The following is a 14,060-nucleotide window of genomic DNA, read 5'->3' as shown; positions in this document are numbered from 1 at the left end:
CCAATTTCTATAATCGCCGTCATTCATCCAGAAAGCGCCGCATCCGCAGATCGCGGCGACCAAACCTAAGGAGACTGCTTCATGCGTACCTTGCGCCAGATTGCCGCTGTGTCAGGTGTTGCGTTCACCCTTGCCGCCGCTTCGGCCGCGGCTCATGCCGAGAAGCTGACGATCATGGTCGGCGGCGCCACCAAGATCATCTATCTGCCGGCCAAGCTCACGGAGCAGCTCGGCTACTTCAAGGACGAAGGCCTCGACGTCGAAATCCTCTCGCAACCGGCCGGCGTGGATGCGGAAAACGAATTGCTCGCAGGCGCGGTGCAAGGCGTGGTGGGTTTCTACGATCACACCATCGATCTGCAGAGCAAGGGCAAGGAAGTTCAGGCGCTGGTGATTTTCGGTCAGGTACCGGGTGAAGTGGAAATGGTCTCCACCAAGGCCTCCGAAACGCTCCAGAGCATGGCCGATGTAAAGGGCAAGACGCTCGGCGTGACCGGCCTCGGCTCGTCAACCAGCTTCCTCACGCAATACCTCGCGCAACGCGCGGGCGTGCCGTCCACGCAATACACGCTGCTGCCGGTCGGCGCGGACAACAGCTTTATCGCCGCCATCAAGCAGAACCGCATCGACGCGGGCATGACCACGGAGCCGACCGTCTCGCAGTTGCTGAAGACCGGCGACGCCAAGGTGCTGGTCGATATGCGCACGCTGGAAGGCACGCGCGCCGCGCTCGGCGGCACGTATCCGGCGTCGAGCTTCTATGTGCAGCGGGCATGGGCCGAGTCGCACAAGGACGACGCCGCGAAACTCGCGCATGCGTTCGCGAAAACGCTGAACTTCATCGCGACGCATAGCGCGGAAGAGATCGCCGCGAAGATGCCGAAGGACTACTACGGCAACAACAAGGACCTGTACGTCGGCGCGCTGAAGGCGTCGCTGCCGATGTTCACGAAGGACGGCAAGATGCCCGCCGACGGTCCTGACACGGTCCTGAAGGTGCTGTCGGCATTCAATCCCTCGGTGAAGGGCAAGCATATCGACCTCGCCAAGACCTACAGCAACGACTACGTGTCGGTGCCGGTCAAGACCGCGGCGAAGTAACGCCCGCGACGTCACGCCCTTTCAACATCAAGATAACTGCGAGGCACCAGCAGATGAATCAACCCATGTCACGCGATACGCCCGCCATCGAAATGCGCAACGTATCGTGCCGTTTCATTTCTCCGGACGGCAAGGCGACCGTCGCATTGCGCGACTTCAGCATGTCGGTGGCGCGCGGCGAATTCGTCGCCGTGGTCGGCCCGACGGGTTGCGGCAAGTCGACCACGCTCAGCCTGATCACCGGCTTGCTCAAGCCGACCACCGGCGAAGTGCGCGTGATGGGCGCGCCGGTGGACGGCATCGATCCGCGCATCGGCTTCGTGTTTCAAGCCGATGCGGTATTTCCGTGGCGCTCGGTGCTCGATAACGTGGCAGCCGGCCCGCTGTATCGCGGCCGCTCGAAATCCGCCGCGTACGACGAAGCCAACGAATGGCTGCGCCGCGTGGGCCTCGACAAGTTCGGCAAACACTATCCGCATCAACTGTCCGGCGGCATGAGAAAGCGCGTGGCGCTCGCGCAAACCTTCATCAACAAGCCGGAAATCCTGCTGATGGACGAGCCCTTCTCGGCGCTCGACATGCAAACGCGCACGCTGATGCAGGACGAACTGCTGCAACTGTGGGGCGGCGCCGGCTCGGTGGTGTTCGTCACGCACGACCTGGAAGAAGCGATTGCGCTCGCCGACCGCGTGTTCGTGCTGACGGCGCGCCCGGCGACGCTGAAGAAAGTGTACGAGATCGATCTGCCGCGTCCGCGCGTCACGTCGGAGATTCGCTACGAACCGCGTTTCATCGAAATCTCGCGCGACATCTGGCATGACCTGCGCGAAGAAGTACAGATCGGTTAATCAAGGAACGGCAAATATGTCTACAACCCCTCAACAAGTCATGCCTTCGGGTATCGATCCCGTGACGCTCGCGCAGGTCGAGCGTGTCGCGCAAAAACGCATTCGCCAACGCCAGGCGCTGGTGATCACGTTACGCGTTGTCGTGCTGGTGGTGGTGCTCGGCGGGTGGGAACTGTCCGCGCGCCTGAAGTGGATCGACCCGTTCTTCTTCTCGATGCCGAGCGCGATTTTCGATCAGATCGTCGACTGGTTCGTGAACGGCACGTCGCAAGGACCGCTCCTGACACAGGTGTGGGTCACGCTTGAAGAAACCGGCCTCGGCTTCATTATCGGTTCGGTGGCGGGCGTGTTCTGCGGCATCGTGCTCGGCCGCAACAAACTGCTCTCCGACGTGTTTAGCCTCTACATCAAGATCGCCAACTCGATTCCGCGCGTGGTGCTCGGCTCGGTGTTCGTGATTGCGCTCGGTCTTGGCATGGCGTCGAAGGTGGCGCTGGCGGTGGTGATGGTGTTCTTCGTCGTGTTCGCCAACGCGTTTCAGGGCGTGCGTGAAGCGGACCGCTACATGATCGCGAATGCGCAGATTCTGGGTGCGTCGCGCCGTCAGGTGACGACCTCGGTGGTGATTCCGTCGGCGTTGAGCTGGATTCTTGCCAGCCTGCACGTGAGCTTCGGCTTTGCCCTGGTGGGTGCGGTGGTGGGCGAGTTCCTCGGCTCGAAGCAAGGTATCGGCCTGCTGATCTCAACGGCGCAAGGTGCGTTTAACGCAGCCGGCGTGTTCGCGGCAATGATCGTGCTGGCGGTGGTCGCACTGGCTGCGGACTACCTGTTGACCGCGCTCGAACATCGGCTGTTGAAGTGGCGGCCTGCCGCGGTTTGATCTGACCGCGGGGTCGTGTGAGGAATAAGGGCGCCAGTGGCGCCCTTTTTTATTGCAAAATTCGCAACAAACATTAGCTGAATTGACGATTACTCCGGCCAGATCGCAAAACTACAATGCAATCACGGACTACGAACAAGAACGCTCGTAGCAAGACAAAGACCGAACTGGAGGTAGTTCATCATGAAATCGCTCATTCAAGCCGTTGTTATCGCCGCTGTGCTGGCCGCTCCTGTTGCCTCGTTTGCGCAGTCCAACCAGCCCGTGACCCGCGCCCAGGTGCGTGCCGAACTGATACAACTCGAAAAGGCCGGCTACCAGCCGGGCCGCGCCGACCCGTACTACCCGGCTGACATTCAGGCTGCGCAAAACCGTGTCGTCGCGCAAAACGGTACCGCGCAATCCGCGGAAAGCAGTTTCGGCGGCGTGGTGAGTGGCTCGTCGCAGTCGGGCCATCCGGTTCCGGCGAACGGCCCGAAGTCGATTTACTTCGGCAACTAAGCTGTAACTAAGCCGCAACCAGGCTAGAACCAGGCTGTCCAGCGGAATAAACCGCCGATGTCAGACTCCTTGCCCTCCCGGCCGCCAGGCGCGCAGAACAACTGCGCGCCCTGATTCAAACGAACTGGCCCGCGACCGAATTTCTCCGATCGCGGGCCAGTTCTGTATTCGATACCTCCGTCATCGGGCTCCCGATGACCTCGCCTGGACCTTTGCGGTCTGGGCACTTTTTCTATCTGTAACGCTACGTCTCGCAGAAGCCTTTGCAGGGCCGGGCCGCCTGCGTTATTCGCGAGCGATCAGATCGCCCACCTGGCCGCGCCCCGTGACAAGACAGCTCGACAGGAAATTTTCACCCTGGCTGCTGGCCCCGGCGTCACCGAAACCCTTTTTCAACGCGTTCGCCTTGACCAGCTCCGCGCCTTGGTGGCACGTTATTGTTCCCATTTCTCCCGCTTGTGCACGCATCAGCGCCCTATCCGCCATCAGATAGCCAAGTAACAGCACCACGGCAATATTGAACGCCTGTCTCATGAATCGTCTCCTCTTTTGAAGAGACTAACGCGAACCATCGACACAGGATGCTAGGGGTTTCCCGATTGCCTGCGATTCAATGATGCCGATTAAGTGAAGGGGCATTCATGAGTGAACCCGCCATGCGGCGTGACTGGATCGTGCGTGGCCACATGGGCTCATGCAAATCGGCACGGCCGGATGCGAGCTTGTACGCGTTTCGGATTCTGCTAGAACAGCAGGTCAATCGCGAACGCGTATACCTGGACCCGAGAAGAATGAATGAAGGACAACCAGCATGGGCGCAAACATTCACGCCCCTTCGGCCTGGTTTTCCGGGCAATTTGCACGGATAACTAACTATCTCTGGAGCAAGCTCGACACTCAGAGTCGGGCTTCGATCTGCTTGATGCGTTTTGCAACCGACGCCCGCACCAGGCCGTTCGAAAGCACCAGCAACAATGACGACGCCATGATTCCATACACCTGATTGCGCCGGACCTTGGAGACCTTGGCCGGATCGAGCCAGGCGTCGTTATCCACCAGCAGCAACAGCGTGTCCAGGCCGATCAGGATCGGCCACAAACAGGCAAGACGCAAACGCATCGACCACGCGGGAATCGCCAGCGTGTAGTCGAGAGCCTCGCGGAAGTGATCCAGTGCGCGGCGCACGAGTTCGACCATCAGAGGCCTCGCACGAACCGAGTTTGCCGGCTGCAGGAGATCTTGCGCGCTCAAACCGTATTGATCGAGCATTGTCTGCGGCAGGTAGCAGCGGCCGATCCGCAAATCCTTGCCGCAATCTCGCAGCACATTGGTCATCTGCAGCGCCTTGCCGAAACGCACGCCACGGCGCGCCATGATTTCGGGCCGCTCTTTCAGCGTACCGGGCATGTGCGCGTAAGTCATGCTGGTCCAGAATTCGCCGACGCAGCCCGCCACCAGATAGGTATAGCGGTCGAGTTCCGCGTATTCGCGCAGCGCGGCGATCTGGCCGGAACGTTCGTCGGGGAACGCACGAAGGTCGAATTCCATGCCCTCCGTCAGCGTCGACACGATTTCGCGTACGGCCTTGCGGTCGGACTCGCTCAGTTGAGAGAGCACTTCGAGTGCGGGTCCAAGCGATTCAAGCAGGAGCTTTTCATCGGACTGGACCTGCTGGCCCGCTACTTCGGCAGCCATGCGCTGGAACAGCGCGCCGCCGTCCGGCGCACCGTTCACCTGGTCGCGCAGCGACAGCAGCAACGCCAGGCGTTGCTCGGGCGAGATCAGCGAGGTGTCCGCAATGGTGTCGGCCGCGCGCGCCAGCAGATACGCAAGGCCGATCGGATCGCGCATCCCCGCGGGCAGCACGCGCAGGGTGAGATAGAAGGAGCGTGAAACGCCTTTCAGGAGCGGGCCGAGAAGAAAGGCCCGGGTCGGATTCGGCATGAGTGAGATCAGATAAGTAAAAGGCAAAAATCAGGCGCTGCCGAATTGTATATGGCGAAGCGCCTTTGTCTCACGCTCTACCACTTCGTTACATCGAATTGAAAAACTCACCCACACGATGGCGATCGCTATCGGCGGATCCCGCTCGCGCACGCCCATCAACGTCGCACACATACTGCGCGCGATCCGCCAACCGGGCGGGAGCTCAGGCCCAATCCATTGCTTGCACGCGGCGTCGACACGATGAACGGGAACGTGAATTGCTGACATGGTGAGATTGAACGATGCATGTTTCGCTTGATTTCAGTTGCAAGCTGTCGCTTCTCCGCGCTTTGAACGCCCTATCGACAATGACCATCCACGAATCTCAGGCATCGTCCCGGCCCGGCGCGCAAACGCGTGTCGCCGATCTTGACGAGGTCCGGGGCGGGGTCTGGTCAGCGGCAAGGTCCATCTGCGGGAAGGCTAACCGTCCATGAAAACCATCCTGATCGTGGACGACGAGACCGACATCCTCACGGCCTGGCTACTGTTGCTGGAGCGGCACGGTTATACCGTGCTGACGGCGACCAATGGGGCGGCTGCGCTTGAACAGATCCACGAAACCCGGCCCGACATCGTCGTGTCGGACTGCAAGATGCCGGTCATGTCAGGGCCACAACTGTGCGCCGCTTTGAATGACGACCGCGATCTGCGCGCCATTCCGATCATCCTGTGCAGTTCGGCCGCGGATATCCCCGCGCAGCCGAATCCCACCATCGAATACGCGCGCAAGCCGCTTCCATTCGCCACCCTTCTCGCGATGCTGGAACGGATCGCGGCTTGACGGCTAGGTAAAACCCCGAATTCCTGCCAGCGACCACACAGATTAATCTCGGCACATTCGTTAAATAGAACGTCGTTCTGTTAGACGGAACGACACAGGCAAGAGACCCCGAAGGAGGATTCCATGGCAAGCCTGCCGCTCGACGCACCCGGCGCGTCGCCCGCTTCAAGCACCGGCGCGCAGGCGCTCACGCCGGGCATCAACGCGCGCATCGACCGTCTGCCCGCAACGCGCACGGTATGGATGCTGGTGTTCCTGCTGTCGATCGGCGGCTGGTTCGAGTTCTACGACCTGTTTTTTACCGCGTATGTCGGCCCCGGCCTTGTCAAAAGCGGGCTTTATGCAACGACAACCGCGTCGTTCTTCGGGGTGTCCGGGCTGGGCGCCTTCGTGGCGGCGTCATTCGCCGGGCTCTTCATCGGCACGTTCTTTCTGGCGGGCCTGGCAGATCGCTATGGCCGCCGAACCGTGTTTACCGTTTCGCTGCTGTGGTATTCCGCGGCCACGCTGGTCATGGCGCTGCAAACCACCGCGCCGGCCATCAACCTGTGGCGCCTGATCGCGGGCATCGGCGTGGGCGTGGAACTGGTGACGATCGACACCTATGTCAGCGAACTCGTGCCGAAACACCTTCGCGGCCGGGCCTTTGCTTTTGTGCATCTGGTGCAGTACACCGCCGTGCCGTCGGTCGCCCTGCTCGCGTGGTGGCTGGTGCCGCAAGCGCCATTCGGCGTGGACGGCTGGCGCTGGGTCGTGATCATCGGCGCGTTCGGCGCGGTGATCGTGTGGGCAATCCGCCGGCGCGTGCCGGAAAGCCCGCGTTGGCTCGCGCAGCAAGGCCGCGCCGCCGAAGCGGAACAGGTCCTGCAAGCGCTCGAAGCGAAAGTCACGCGGCAATACGGCAAGCCATTGCCCGCGCCGGTACCGTCTATCGAGCCTGCTACCACCAAGGCCGCCTTCCGCGAAATCTGGCAGCCGCCGTATCGCAAGCGCGCGATCACGATGCTCGTGTTCAATCTGTTCCAGGCGATCGGCTTCTACGGTTTCGCGTCATGGGTGCCGACGCTGCTGGTCTCCAAGGGCGTGACGATCACGCACAGCCTGCTGTATTCGTTCGTGATTGCGATCTCGAATCCGTTTGGACCGCTAATCGGCATGGCGATCGCGGACCGCATCGAGCGCAAGACCCTGATCGTGTTGTCCGCGTTCGGTATCGCCGTGTTCGGCAGCCTGTTCGCGACGCAAACCTCGCCTGCCATGCTGATGACGCTCGGCGTGCTGATCACGCTGTGCGGGACCTTGCTCTCGGTCGGCTATCACGCGTACCAGACCGAATTGTTCCCGACCCGCTTGCGGGCCCGCGCCGTCGGCTTCGTTTACTCGATGTCGCGCTTATCCGCGATGTTCTCCGGCTTCATGATCGCCTTCGCGCTGCGCCACTTCCAGGTGCCAGGCGTATTCGCGTTGATCACGCTGTCGATGGTGATGGTGATGGGCGCGATCGGCTTCTTCGGACCGCGGACCAACAATCGCAATCTCGATGAAATTTCGCATTGAACGCAACTGAGCGCAACTGCGCGCATTGAACAAGAGGCTTCAAAAATGACGCTGCCGTTAGCCGGGGTGCGGGTACTGGATTTATCGAATGTATTGGCGGGACCGTTTTGCGCGTATCAACTCGCGCTGCTCGGCGCGGAGGTGATCAAGGTCGAGCATCCCGAAGGGGGCGATCTTGCCCGGCGTCTGGGCGCCGACAAGGAAGCGTCGATGCGCAACATGGGGGCTTCGTTCGTTGCGGTGAATGCCGGCAAACAGTCCCTCACGCTCAATCTGAAAGACCCGCGCGGCAAGACCATTTTGCGCGAGCTCGTCAAAACCGCGGACGTGCTGGTCGAAAACTTCCGGCCCGGTGTCATGACACGGCTCGGCCTCGATTTCGACGCGTTGCGCGAGGTGAATCCGAGGCTCGTGTACTGCGCGATCTCCGGCTTCGGCATGGACGGCGAGTTTTCGAAACGCCCTGCCTACGACCAGATCATCCAGGGCATCTCGGGTGTGATGAGCGTGACCGGCGACGCCGGCAGTGCGCCGTTGCGCGTCGGTTATCCGGTGTCCGACACCGTGGGCGGTCTCACGGCCGCATTCGGCATTTGCGCCGCGCTGATCGATGCCCGCGCGAGCGGACACGGCCGCATGCTCGACGTCTCGATGCTGGAAGCCACGCTGGCGACGATGGGCTGGGTCGTCTCGAACTATCTGAACGCCGGTGTTACGCCCGAGCCGATGGGTAACGAGAACTTCACCGCCGCGCCTTCGGGCACCTTCAAAACCGGCGACGGCCCGCTCAATATCGCGGCGAACGAGAACAAGCAGTTCGCGAGCCTGTGCCACCTGATCGGCCGCGCCGATCTGCTCGACGACACGCGCTTTTCCGAGCGCAATGCACGCAAAGTGAATCGCGCGGCATTGAAGGCTGAAATCGAGGCCGCACTGGCAAGCGACAGCGCAACAAACTGGGAAGCAAAATTCTTCGAGGCAGGCGTGCCGGCCGGGCGCGTGATGTCGGTGCCGGAGATCCTCGCGCACCCGCATCTGGAATCGCGCGAGTTCATCCGCGAATTCGCCGGCGACGGCACGACTGAGCGGCAACGCGTCACCCGCGCGGGCTTTCGGCTCTCCGATGCCGACACCGCGCCCGCCACCCCCGCGCCGGTTCTATCGGCTCACACACGTGAACATCTCGCCGCGCTCGGTTACGACGACGCACACATCGACCATCTACGCTCCGAGGGAGTGATCTGAACATGACGCAAGCATTCGACGCCGCCAGGCTCGCCGCCGAGTACTGGAGCACCTCGATCATCGATATTCATCCTGGCACGATCAAGGTGCGGGGTTTTCCGATTCAGGAGTTGATCGGCAACGTCAGTTTTCCGCAGATGATCTGGCTGATGCTGCGCGGCGAACTGCCTGACGCCGCGCAAGCGCGCTTGTTCGAGGCGGCGCTGGTGGCATCGGTGGATCACGGCCCGCACGCCCCCTCGATTGCGATCTCGCGCATGGCGACCAGTTGCGGTTTGCCGTTGAACGGCGCGATGGCCTCGGCGATCAATGCGCTGGATGACGTGCATGGCGGTGCCGGTCAGCAGGCGGTCGAACTGTACGATTCGATCGCCGCACGGATGGATGCAGGCGCCGCGCTGGAAGACGCCGTCGCACAAGGTGTCGATGCTTTTACCGCCGAACGCGGCAAGTATCTGCCCGGTTTCGGACACCGCTTCCATCCGGTCGACCCGCGGGCAATCCGGCTTCTTGCGCTCGTGGACGAAAGCGTCGAACAAAAGAGTATCGGCGGCCGATACGCCGCTATTGCGCGCGGCATTGAAGCCTTGCTCAAGCAGCGCAAGAACAAACCGGTGCCGATGAATATCGACGGCGCAACCGCCGTGATCTACGCGGAACTCGGCTTTGCGCCGGAGTTGGCACGAGGCGTGTTCTGCCTGTCACGCGCGGTCGGCATTCTGTCGCATGCGTGGGAACAGCGCGGACGCAACGAGCGCAACAAGGGCCCCATGCCGCGCCAGATGAGCTACACCTATACGGGCAAGCCCGAGCGTCACCTGTCCTGAACCGCGGCCGCGCGCCGCTGCGCGTTGCGCATCGCGCGCGAGTCGCCGCCTAACGCATCCGTGGCGCGCGCGGCGCAATCGAACAACGCGTCGAGATTCTGCTCGAAAAATGCCTGATCGATACGCGAACTCGGACCCGCCAGCGTCAGCACGCCTCGCAAACTCTGACGCACACCGAATACCGGCATTGAAATCCCGGCTGTCTCGCGATCGCGCTCGCCGATCGACACACAGTAGAAGTCCTCGCGAATCTTCTCGTACGGCGCACCCGCCGCGCCGCCGAACGCCAGCAACGCGTGGCCGCCCGAGCCGCTTTCCAATGGCAGCACGTCACCTTCGCGCACGTGAAAACGCACCGCATGCGTGGAGTCCACGCGATGCAGGCACACGCGCACGGCTTCGTCGCGTACATAGAAGGACACGCTTTCGCCGCTCGTTTCCGCGAGTTCGCGCATCAGCGGAACGAGAATATCGCCGACGTTCAGGCTGCGCTGATACAGCGCGCCGAGCATGAAGGTCGCGGGGCCGAGTTGATAGCGGCCGTCGTCCAGACGCAGCAGCAGGCGATGCTGGATCAACGAGCCCGCGAGCCGTAACAGCGTGCTCTTGTAGAGCCCCGTGCGCGCCGCGAGTTCGGCGAGCGTGAGCGCGGCGTCGTCCGGCCTGAAGGCGAACAGAATCGCGCAAGCACGATCGATGACGGCTACGCCCTCGGTTTCCTTTGAGTTTGATTTGTCCGCAGGCGTTGGCATGAGTTAGCGTTAGTCACTGGCTTCATATCGAAGCTGAATTTTACGCCATGTTGCGTGCGATGACCCATGCTCGCTCAAGCCACGCTTCGATCAAACCGACGCCACCACCAACGCGCCGACGCTGGCGATCGCGGCATTGCAGCGCGCCGCATCGCCGCTCGTCCCAGTGAGGTACACCGTCACGAGAATCGGCCCGCGCCCTGGCGGCCACAGAATCGCAATGTCGTTTGCCGTGCCGTGATCGCCCGTGCCGGTTTTGTCGCCAACGCCCCAATCCTTCGGCAGCCTGGCGCGAATCCGTTCGCCGCCGGTTTGATTGGCCGCCAGCCAGGCCAGCAGTTGCGCACGCGAGGGCGAGGACAAACGCTCACCCAGCAGCAGTTCGCGCAGATTGCCAAGCATTGCGTCGGGTGTGGTGGTATCGCGCGGATCGCCGGGGGTCGCTTCGTTCACCGTCGGCTCGTTACGGTCCAGACGTGTGACACCATCGCCGATACTGCGCGCGAAGGCGGTCACAGCGGCGGGTCCGCCAAAGCTTGCCAGCACCAGATTGGCCGCGGTGTTGTCGCTGAGCGTAAGGGCCGCCTTGCATAAGTCGGCGACGCTCATCCCTGCGTCGCCGGTACGCTCGCGGGTGTGCTGGCTGGTGGCCGGCGAGTACGGCACAAGATCGCTTTTCGAAAACACAATGCGCCGTTCCAGATCCTCTTGACCATGCTCCACGCGCGTCAGCACAAGACCCGCCGCCAGCAGTTTGAAGGTGCTGCACATCGGAAAGCGCTCGTCCGTCCGCAAACCGGCATGCAATCCGGACATGGTGTCGAGGATCGAAACGCCGAGCCGTCCGCCGCTTTCCGCTTCGATCTGCGCGAGCCGTTGGCGGATGGCATCCACCCCGAGCGCGCCGCCGCCCTGCCTGGTGGGGCCCGCTTTCAGCACTTTCCCGAACGCGCCGCCGCTACCAAGCGCAACCCCAGCTATCGAAACGCCAAGCACCGCACCTGCGAATTTCCGTCTTGTGATCATCGCCGCTCCTTATATGAAGCCGCAACTATCGGTGTTCTACCGCCCGTTGGCAAACGATGATAAGTTAGTCGATCCCCAAGAAAAACTTGTGCTTTCGCCATGAGACCGAATCTCCCGTTGAACGCGCTGCGCGCCTTCGAGTCGTCCGCACGGCATCTGAGCTTCACGCGCGCCGCGCTCGAGTTGAACGTCACCCAGGCGGCCGTGAGCCAGCAGGTCAGGACGCTGGAGGAGCGGCTCGGCACCACGCTGTTCAAACGTTTGCCTCGCGGACTGGCGATGACGGACGAAGGCCTGGCGCTACGCCCTGTCCTCACCGACGCGTTCGATCGCATCGAAGCCGTGCTCAAGCAGTTCGAAGGCGGCCACTTTCACGAGGTATTGACCCTCGGCGTGGTGGGAACCTTCGCGGTGGGCTGGTTGATGCCGCGGCTCAAGTCGTTTCGCGAAGCGCATCCATTTGTCGAGCTGCGTCTGCTGACGAACAACAATCTGGTCGATCTCGCCACGGAAGGCCTCGATTTCGCGATTCGCTTCGGCGACGGCACCTGGCCCGGCTCGCTCGCCACCCGGCTGCTCGACGCGCCGCTCGCGATTCTGTGCGCACCTGAAATCGCCAGGCGTCTGTCCGAACCAGCGGACCTCGCCAATGAAATCCTGCTGCGCTCCTACCGGGTCGACGACTGGACAGCCTGGTTCGCGGCCGCCGGCATCCCGCCACGGCCGATTCGCGGGCCGGTATTCGATTCGTCGCGGCTGATGGTGGAAGCGGCTATGCAAGGTGCGGGTATCGCATTGGCGCCCGCGCTGATGTTCGATCACGAGATCAATACAGGCAGGCTGGTACGCCCGTTCGACGTGAAAGTTCATGCCGGCAGCTACTGGCTGACGTGGTTGAAGGGTAAGCCGATGACGCCGGCCATGCTGCTGTTCAGTCAGTGGATCGTCAAGGAAGCGGCCTCGCTCGCGCAAAGCTAGCAAACTGCCACGCGGCGATAGCCGTTCATGGCTGGCCGCTCGGCTTGCGGCGGAAACACGTTCCACGAGCCGTCGTCATGACGGAAGAAGAAGATCGACAGCAAGCCGCCGGGGCGCAATGCTTCCACGCAGACATAGCGCTGATGCTGCGATGCGCGGTGGCAAAACCGCACGACGTGTGCGGGCATCGACGGTGTCGGCGCGAGCCATTTATCGACGGCCCAGTGCAAGGTCTTTTCTGCGGTAACCATGATGTGCTCCTTGAATCCTTAAATCCCTAGGTCCTTAAGTCCGTTATTCCTTCAGTTCCCGAACTCATTCCTGCTCGATCGCGTTCGCTCAGGCGAGCTGGACGGCAGCCTGATCATTCTTTGCAGCGCGCTCGACAAACGCCTTCACCAGACACACCAGCGTGAGCACACCGGCGCGGGGATGCCGCAGGCAGCAATGCACCTGTTCGCTGCGGCTTTCGCCAAGCAGGCACCACGCGCAGAAGTGCTCGCAGTTGTTCGTGAGCAGGCGGTACTGGTTTTCTCCGAGGCGGGAGCGCGCACGGCGCACGGCTTCATCGCCGACATAGCGGGCACTCGGGGTCGCACGGATCGTCAATGCATGACCGGCTGCGAAGCGGGTTAATTCCACCTCTTCCACCGGACCGCGATGCGCCGAACTCGCAAAGCCCGCGTAATGGACTACGCGGCCATTGCCGACGTAAATGCCATGATGTTCATAGCCTTGCCGTTGCGTGACGAGATGCGCGCCGACCGGCAGGTCGATGCTCGACGCTTCGTTGCCGCTGCTCGCCGGAAGAAAGTGGGTGTTCATGGCTGGCCTCGCTTCAATATCCAACACTGTTGCGAGATCTTTTGCATCATTCGGGCCATGCGAGGAAAAGCCTTTATTTAAAGGGCTCACAGGAATTTCAGGCGGGGTTGGGAACGGCAGGTGTCCGTTGTGAGCCGACAGAAATCACGCCGATGTGTTGGCCTGCGTCGATCAATCTGGCGCACTGGCTGGTTTCTCGCGTGCCACTGCGAGCGTCGCGAACATCTGCCTGAGGTGTTGGGTCCCGCACCGGTGCGCGCGCCCGGATGTTGGGTACGTCCCGACCTCTGCGCCACCGTGTGAACCGGCGCTGCCTGCACAAGCGTCTGGAATCGCCGCGCAATCAACGTGTTACGTGAAAGCGTGCGCGCGCGCCGCAAATTGGCATGGCACTTGCACCATTACGCCCAGTTCCTTTTCAAGCGCGCGCCCGACGCACGCAGCCAACCGGAGAACGACATGGCTTCCATCACTGTGAACGACCTCTCGCTCAACCTCGCGCTCGACCGTAAAGCAATGGCGGCGATCCGCGGCGGCGGCGGTGCGCCGTGGGTGTACGGCTGGATTCAGCCCTATGTGCGGGAAACGCCGAGCATTGGTCCGGTTGTGAACCTGTACGACGTTTCCAACAACTTCTATGCTAACCAGATGATCAACACGTTCCAGTCGGTGGATGTGCGCAACACCGGCGCGAACTCGAACATCAACGTCTCCCCGGACGCACGCAGCAGAAACGATACGGTGTAGCTC

Annotated in this window: 16 protein-coding genes; 10 read left to right on the top strand and 6 right to left on the bottom strand. The window is 61.9% G+C overall.

Features of this window, described 5'->3' with window-relative positions:
- Positions 1-81: 81 nt before the first annotated feature.
- The 4 genes from PQR67_RS29005 to PQR67_RS28990 all read left to right on the top strand — a co-directional run bounded on the left by PQR67_RS29005 (position 82) and on the right by PQR67_RS28990 (position 3,330).
- A complete protein-coding gene (locus PQR67_RS29005; protein ID WP_408466277.1) occupies positions 82-1,101 on the top strand; it encodes an ABC transporter substrate-binding protein in 1,020 nt (339 codons plus the stop codon).
- Positions 1,102-1,154: 53 nt separating this feature from the next.
- Positions 1,155-1,949, top strand: a complete 795-nt coding sequence (locus PQR67_RS29000) for an ABC transporter ATP-binding protein (protein ID WP_408466276.1) — start codon at positions 1,155-1,157, stop codon at positions 1,947-1,949.
- Positions 1,950-1,965: 16 nt separating this feature from the next.
- A complete protein-coding gene (locus PQR67_RS28995; RefSeq protein WP_408466275.1) occupies positions 1,966-2,829 on the top strand; it encodes an ABC transporter permease in 864 nt (287 codons plus the stop codon).
- 183 nt (positions 2,830-3,012) lie between these two features.
- Positions 3,013-3,330, top strand: coding sequence for a DUF4148 domain-containing protein (locus tag PQR67_RS28990; RefSeq protein ID WP_408466274.1), 318 nt, complete (start codon positions 3,013-3,015; stop codon positions 3,328-3,330).
- Positions 3,331-3,615: 285 nt separating this feature from the next.
- Here PQR67_RS28990 and PQR67_RS28985 read toward each other — a convergent pair whose 3' ends face one another.
- Together PQR67_RS28985 and PQR67_RS28980 are read right to left on the bottom strand one after the other, a co-directional pair.
- Positions 3,616-3,864: a hypothetical protein gene (locus tag PQR67_RS28985; protein WP_093637584.1), complete on the bottom strand. Its 249-nt coding sequence runs from the start codon at positions 3,862-3,864 to the stop codon at positions 3,616-3,618.
- Between the two features lie 363 nt (positions 3,865-4,227).
- On the bottom strand, positions 4,228-5,274 hold the full coding sequence (locus tag PQR67_RS28980) for a phytoene/squalene synthase family protein (protein ID WP_408466273.1): 1,047 nt from the start codon (positions 5,272-5,274) through the stop codon (positions 4,228-4,230).
- Between the two features lie 475 nt (positions 5,275-5,749).
- On the opposite strand from PQR67_RS28980, the gene PQR67_RS28975 reads away from it, so the two are divergent.
- The 4 genes from PQR67_RS28975 (at position 5,750) to PQR67_RS28960 (ending at position 9,729) form a co-directional block, all read left to right on the top strand.
- Positions 5,750-6,100: a response regulator gene (locus PQR67_RS28975; protein ID WP_408466272.1), complete on the top strand. Its 351-nt coding sequence runs from the start codon at positions 5,750-5,752 to the stop codon at positions 6,098-6,100.
- A gap of 123 nt (positions 6,101-6,223) precedes the next feature.
- Entirely contained in the window at positions 6,224-7,657 is a 1,434-nt protein-coding gene (locus PQR67_RS28970; protein ID WP_408466271.1) for an MFS transporter, read from the top strand.
- Between the two features lie 45 nt (positions 7,658-7,702).
- Positions 7,703-8,902 carry a CaiB/BaiF CoA transferase family protein gene (locus tag PQR67_RS28965; protein ID WP_408466270.1) on the top strand — a complete coding sequence of 400 codons (1,200 nt, stop codon included), beginning with the start codon at positions 7,703-7,705 and terminating at the stop codon, positions 8,900-8,902.
- A 2-nt stretch (positions 8,903-8,904) separates the two neighbouring features.
- Positions 8,905-9,729: a citryl-CoA lyase gene (locus PQR67_RS28960; protein ID WP_408466269.1), complete on the top strand. Its 825-nt coding sequence runs from the start codon at positions 8,905-8,907 to the stop codon at positions 9,727-9,729.
- On the opposite strand, the gene PQR67_RS28955 is transcribed toward PQR67_RS28960, so the two are convergent.
- A complete protein-coding gene (locus tag PQR67_RS28955) occupies positions 9,717-10,481 on the bottom strand; it encodes an IclR family transcriptional regulator (protein ID WP_408466268.1) in 765 nt (254 codons plus the stop codon). The two genes, PQR67_RS28960 and PQR67_RS28955, sit on opposite strands and share 13 nt — an antisense overlap.
- 90 nt (positions 10,482-10,571) lie before the next feature.
- A complete protein-coding gene (bla, locus tag PQR67_RS28950; RefSeq protein WP_408466267.1) occupies positions 10,572-11,507 on the bottom strand; it encodes a class A beta-lactamase in 936 nt (311 codons plus the stop codon).
- A 99-nt stretch (positions 11,508-11,606) separates the two neighbouring features.
- On the opposite strand from bla, the gene PQR67_RS28945 reads away from it, so the two are divergent.
- The gene (locus PQR67_RS28945) at positions 11,607-12,485 is read left to right on the top strand and encodes a LysR family transcriptional regulator (RefSeq protein WP_408466266.1); all 879 of its coding nucleotides are present in this window, start codon (positions 11,607-11,609) and stop codon (positions 12,483-12,485) included.
- Here the strand turns inward: PQR67_RS28945 and PQR67_RS28940 are convergent.
- Together PQR67_RS28940 and PQR67_RS28935 are read right to left on the bottom strand one after the other, a co-directional pair.
- The gene (locus PQR67_RS28940) at positions 12,482-12,736 is read right to left on the bottom strand and encodes a hypothetical protein (RefSeq protein ID WP_408466265.1); all 255 of its coding nucleotides are present in this window, start codon (positions 12,734-12,736) and stop codon (positions 12,482-12,484) included. The two genes, PQR67_RS28945 and PQR67_RS28940, sit on opposite strands and share 4 nt — an antisense overlap.
- Positions 12,737-12,824: 88 nt before the next feature.
- Positions 12,825-13,310 (bottom strand): lecithin retinol acyltransferase family protein, encoded by a 486-nt coding sequence (locus tag PQR67_RS28935; RefSeq protein WP_408466264.1) that lies wholly within the window; start codon positions 13,308-13,310, stop codon positions 12,825-12,827.
- A gap of 459 nt (positions 13,311-13,769) precedes the next feature.
- Here PQR67_RS28935 and PQR67_RS28930 point away from each other — a divergent pair, with 459 nt between their 5' ends.
- Positions 13,770-14,057, top strand: coding sequence for a hypothetical protein (locus PQR67_RS28930; RefSeq protein WP_408466263.1), 288 nt, complete (start codon positions 13,770-13,772; stop codon positions 14,055-14,057).
- The last annotated feature ends 3 nt before the right edge of the window (positions 14,058-14,060 follow it).

This window comes from Paraburkholderia fungorum, assembly GCF_046026025.1.
GTDB classification, from domain to species: Bacteria; Pseudomonadota; Gammaproteobacteria; order Burkholderiales; family Burkholderiaceae; genus Paraburkholderia; species Paraburkholderia fungorum_E.
Note: the sequence above shows the minus strand (reverse complement) of the source record. Positions and strands in the feature narration are given on the sequence as shown.

Excerpts from the sequence above, each read along its gene's own strand:
- PQR67_RS29005 (WP_408466277.1), top strand. The coding sequence starts at position 82 with ATGCGTACCTTGCGCCAGATTGCCGCTGTGTCAGGTGTTGCGTTCACC.
- PQR67_RS29000 (WP_408466276.1), top strand. The coding sequence starts at position 1,155 with ATGAATCAACCCATGTCACGCGATACGCCCGCCATCGAAATGCGCAAC.
- PQR67_RS28995 (WP_408466275.1), top strand. The coding sequence starts at position 1,966 with ATGTCTACAACCCCTCAACAAGTCATGCCTTCGGGTATCGATCCCGTG.
- PQR67_RS28990 (WP_408466274.1), top strand. The coding sequence starts at position 3,013 with ATGAAATCGCTCATTCAAGCCGTTGTTATCGCCGCTGTGCTGGCCGCT.
- PQR67_RS28985 (WP_093637584.1), bottom strand. The coding sequence starts at position 3,864 with ATGAGACAGGCGTTCAATATTGCCGTGGTGCTGTTACTTGGCTATCTG.
- PQR67_RS28980 (WP_408466273.1), bottom strand. The coding sequence starts at position 5,274 with ATGCCGAATCCGACCCGGGCCTTTCTTCTCGGCCCGCTCCTGAAAGGC.
- PQR67_RS28975 (WP_408466272.1), top strand. The coding sequence starts at position 5,750 with ATGAAAACCATCCTGATCGTGGACGACGAGACCGACATCCTCACGGCC.
- PQR67_RS28970 (WP_408466271.1), top strand. The coding sequence starts at position 6,224 with ATGGCAAGCCTGCCGCTCGACGCACCCGGCGCGTCGCCCGCTTCAAGC.
- PQR67_RS28965 (WP_408466270.1), top strand. The coding sequence starts at position 7,703 with ATGACGCTGCCGTTAGCCGGGGTGCGGGTACTGGATTTATCGAATGTA.
- PQR67_RS28960 (WP_408466269.1), top strand. The coding sequence starts at position 8,905 with ATGACGCAAGCATTCGACGCCGCCAGGCTCGCCGCCGAGTACTGGAGC.
- PQR67_RS28955 (WP_408466268.1), bottom strand. The coding sequence starts at position 10,481 with ATGCCAACGCCTGCGGACAAATCAAACTCAAAGGAAACCGAGGGCGTA.
- bla (WP_408466267.1), bottom strand. The coding sequence starts at position 11,507 with ATGATCACAAGACGGAAATTCGCAGGTGCGGTGCTTGGCGTTTCGATA.
- PQR67_RS28945 (WP_408466266.1), top strand. The coding sequence starts at position 11,607 with ATGAGACCGAATCTCCCGTTGAACGCGCTGCGCGCCTTCGAGTCGTCC.
- PQR67_RS28940 (WP_408466265.1), bottom strand. The coding sequence starts at position 12,736 with ATGGTTACCGCAGAAAAGACCTTGCACTGGGCCGTCGATAAATGGCTC.
- PQR67_RS28935 (WP_408466264.1), bottom strand. The coding sequence starts at position 13,310 with ATGAACACCCACTTTCTTCCGGCGAGCAGCGGCAACGAAGCGTCGAGC.
- PQR67_RS28930 (WP_408466263.1), top strand. The coding sequence starts at position 13,770 with ATGGCTTCCATCACTGTGAACGACCTCTCGCTCAACCTCGCGCTCGAC.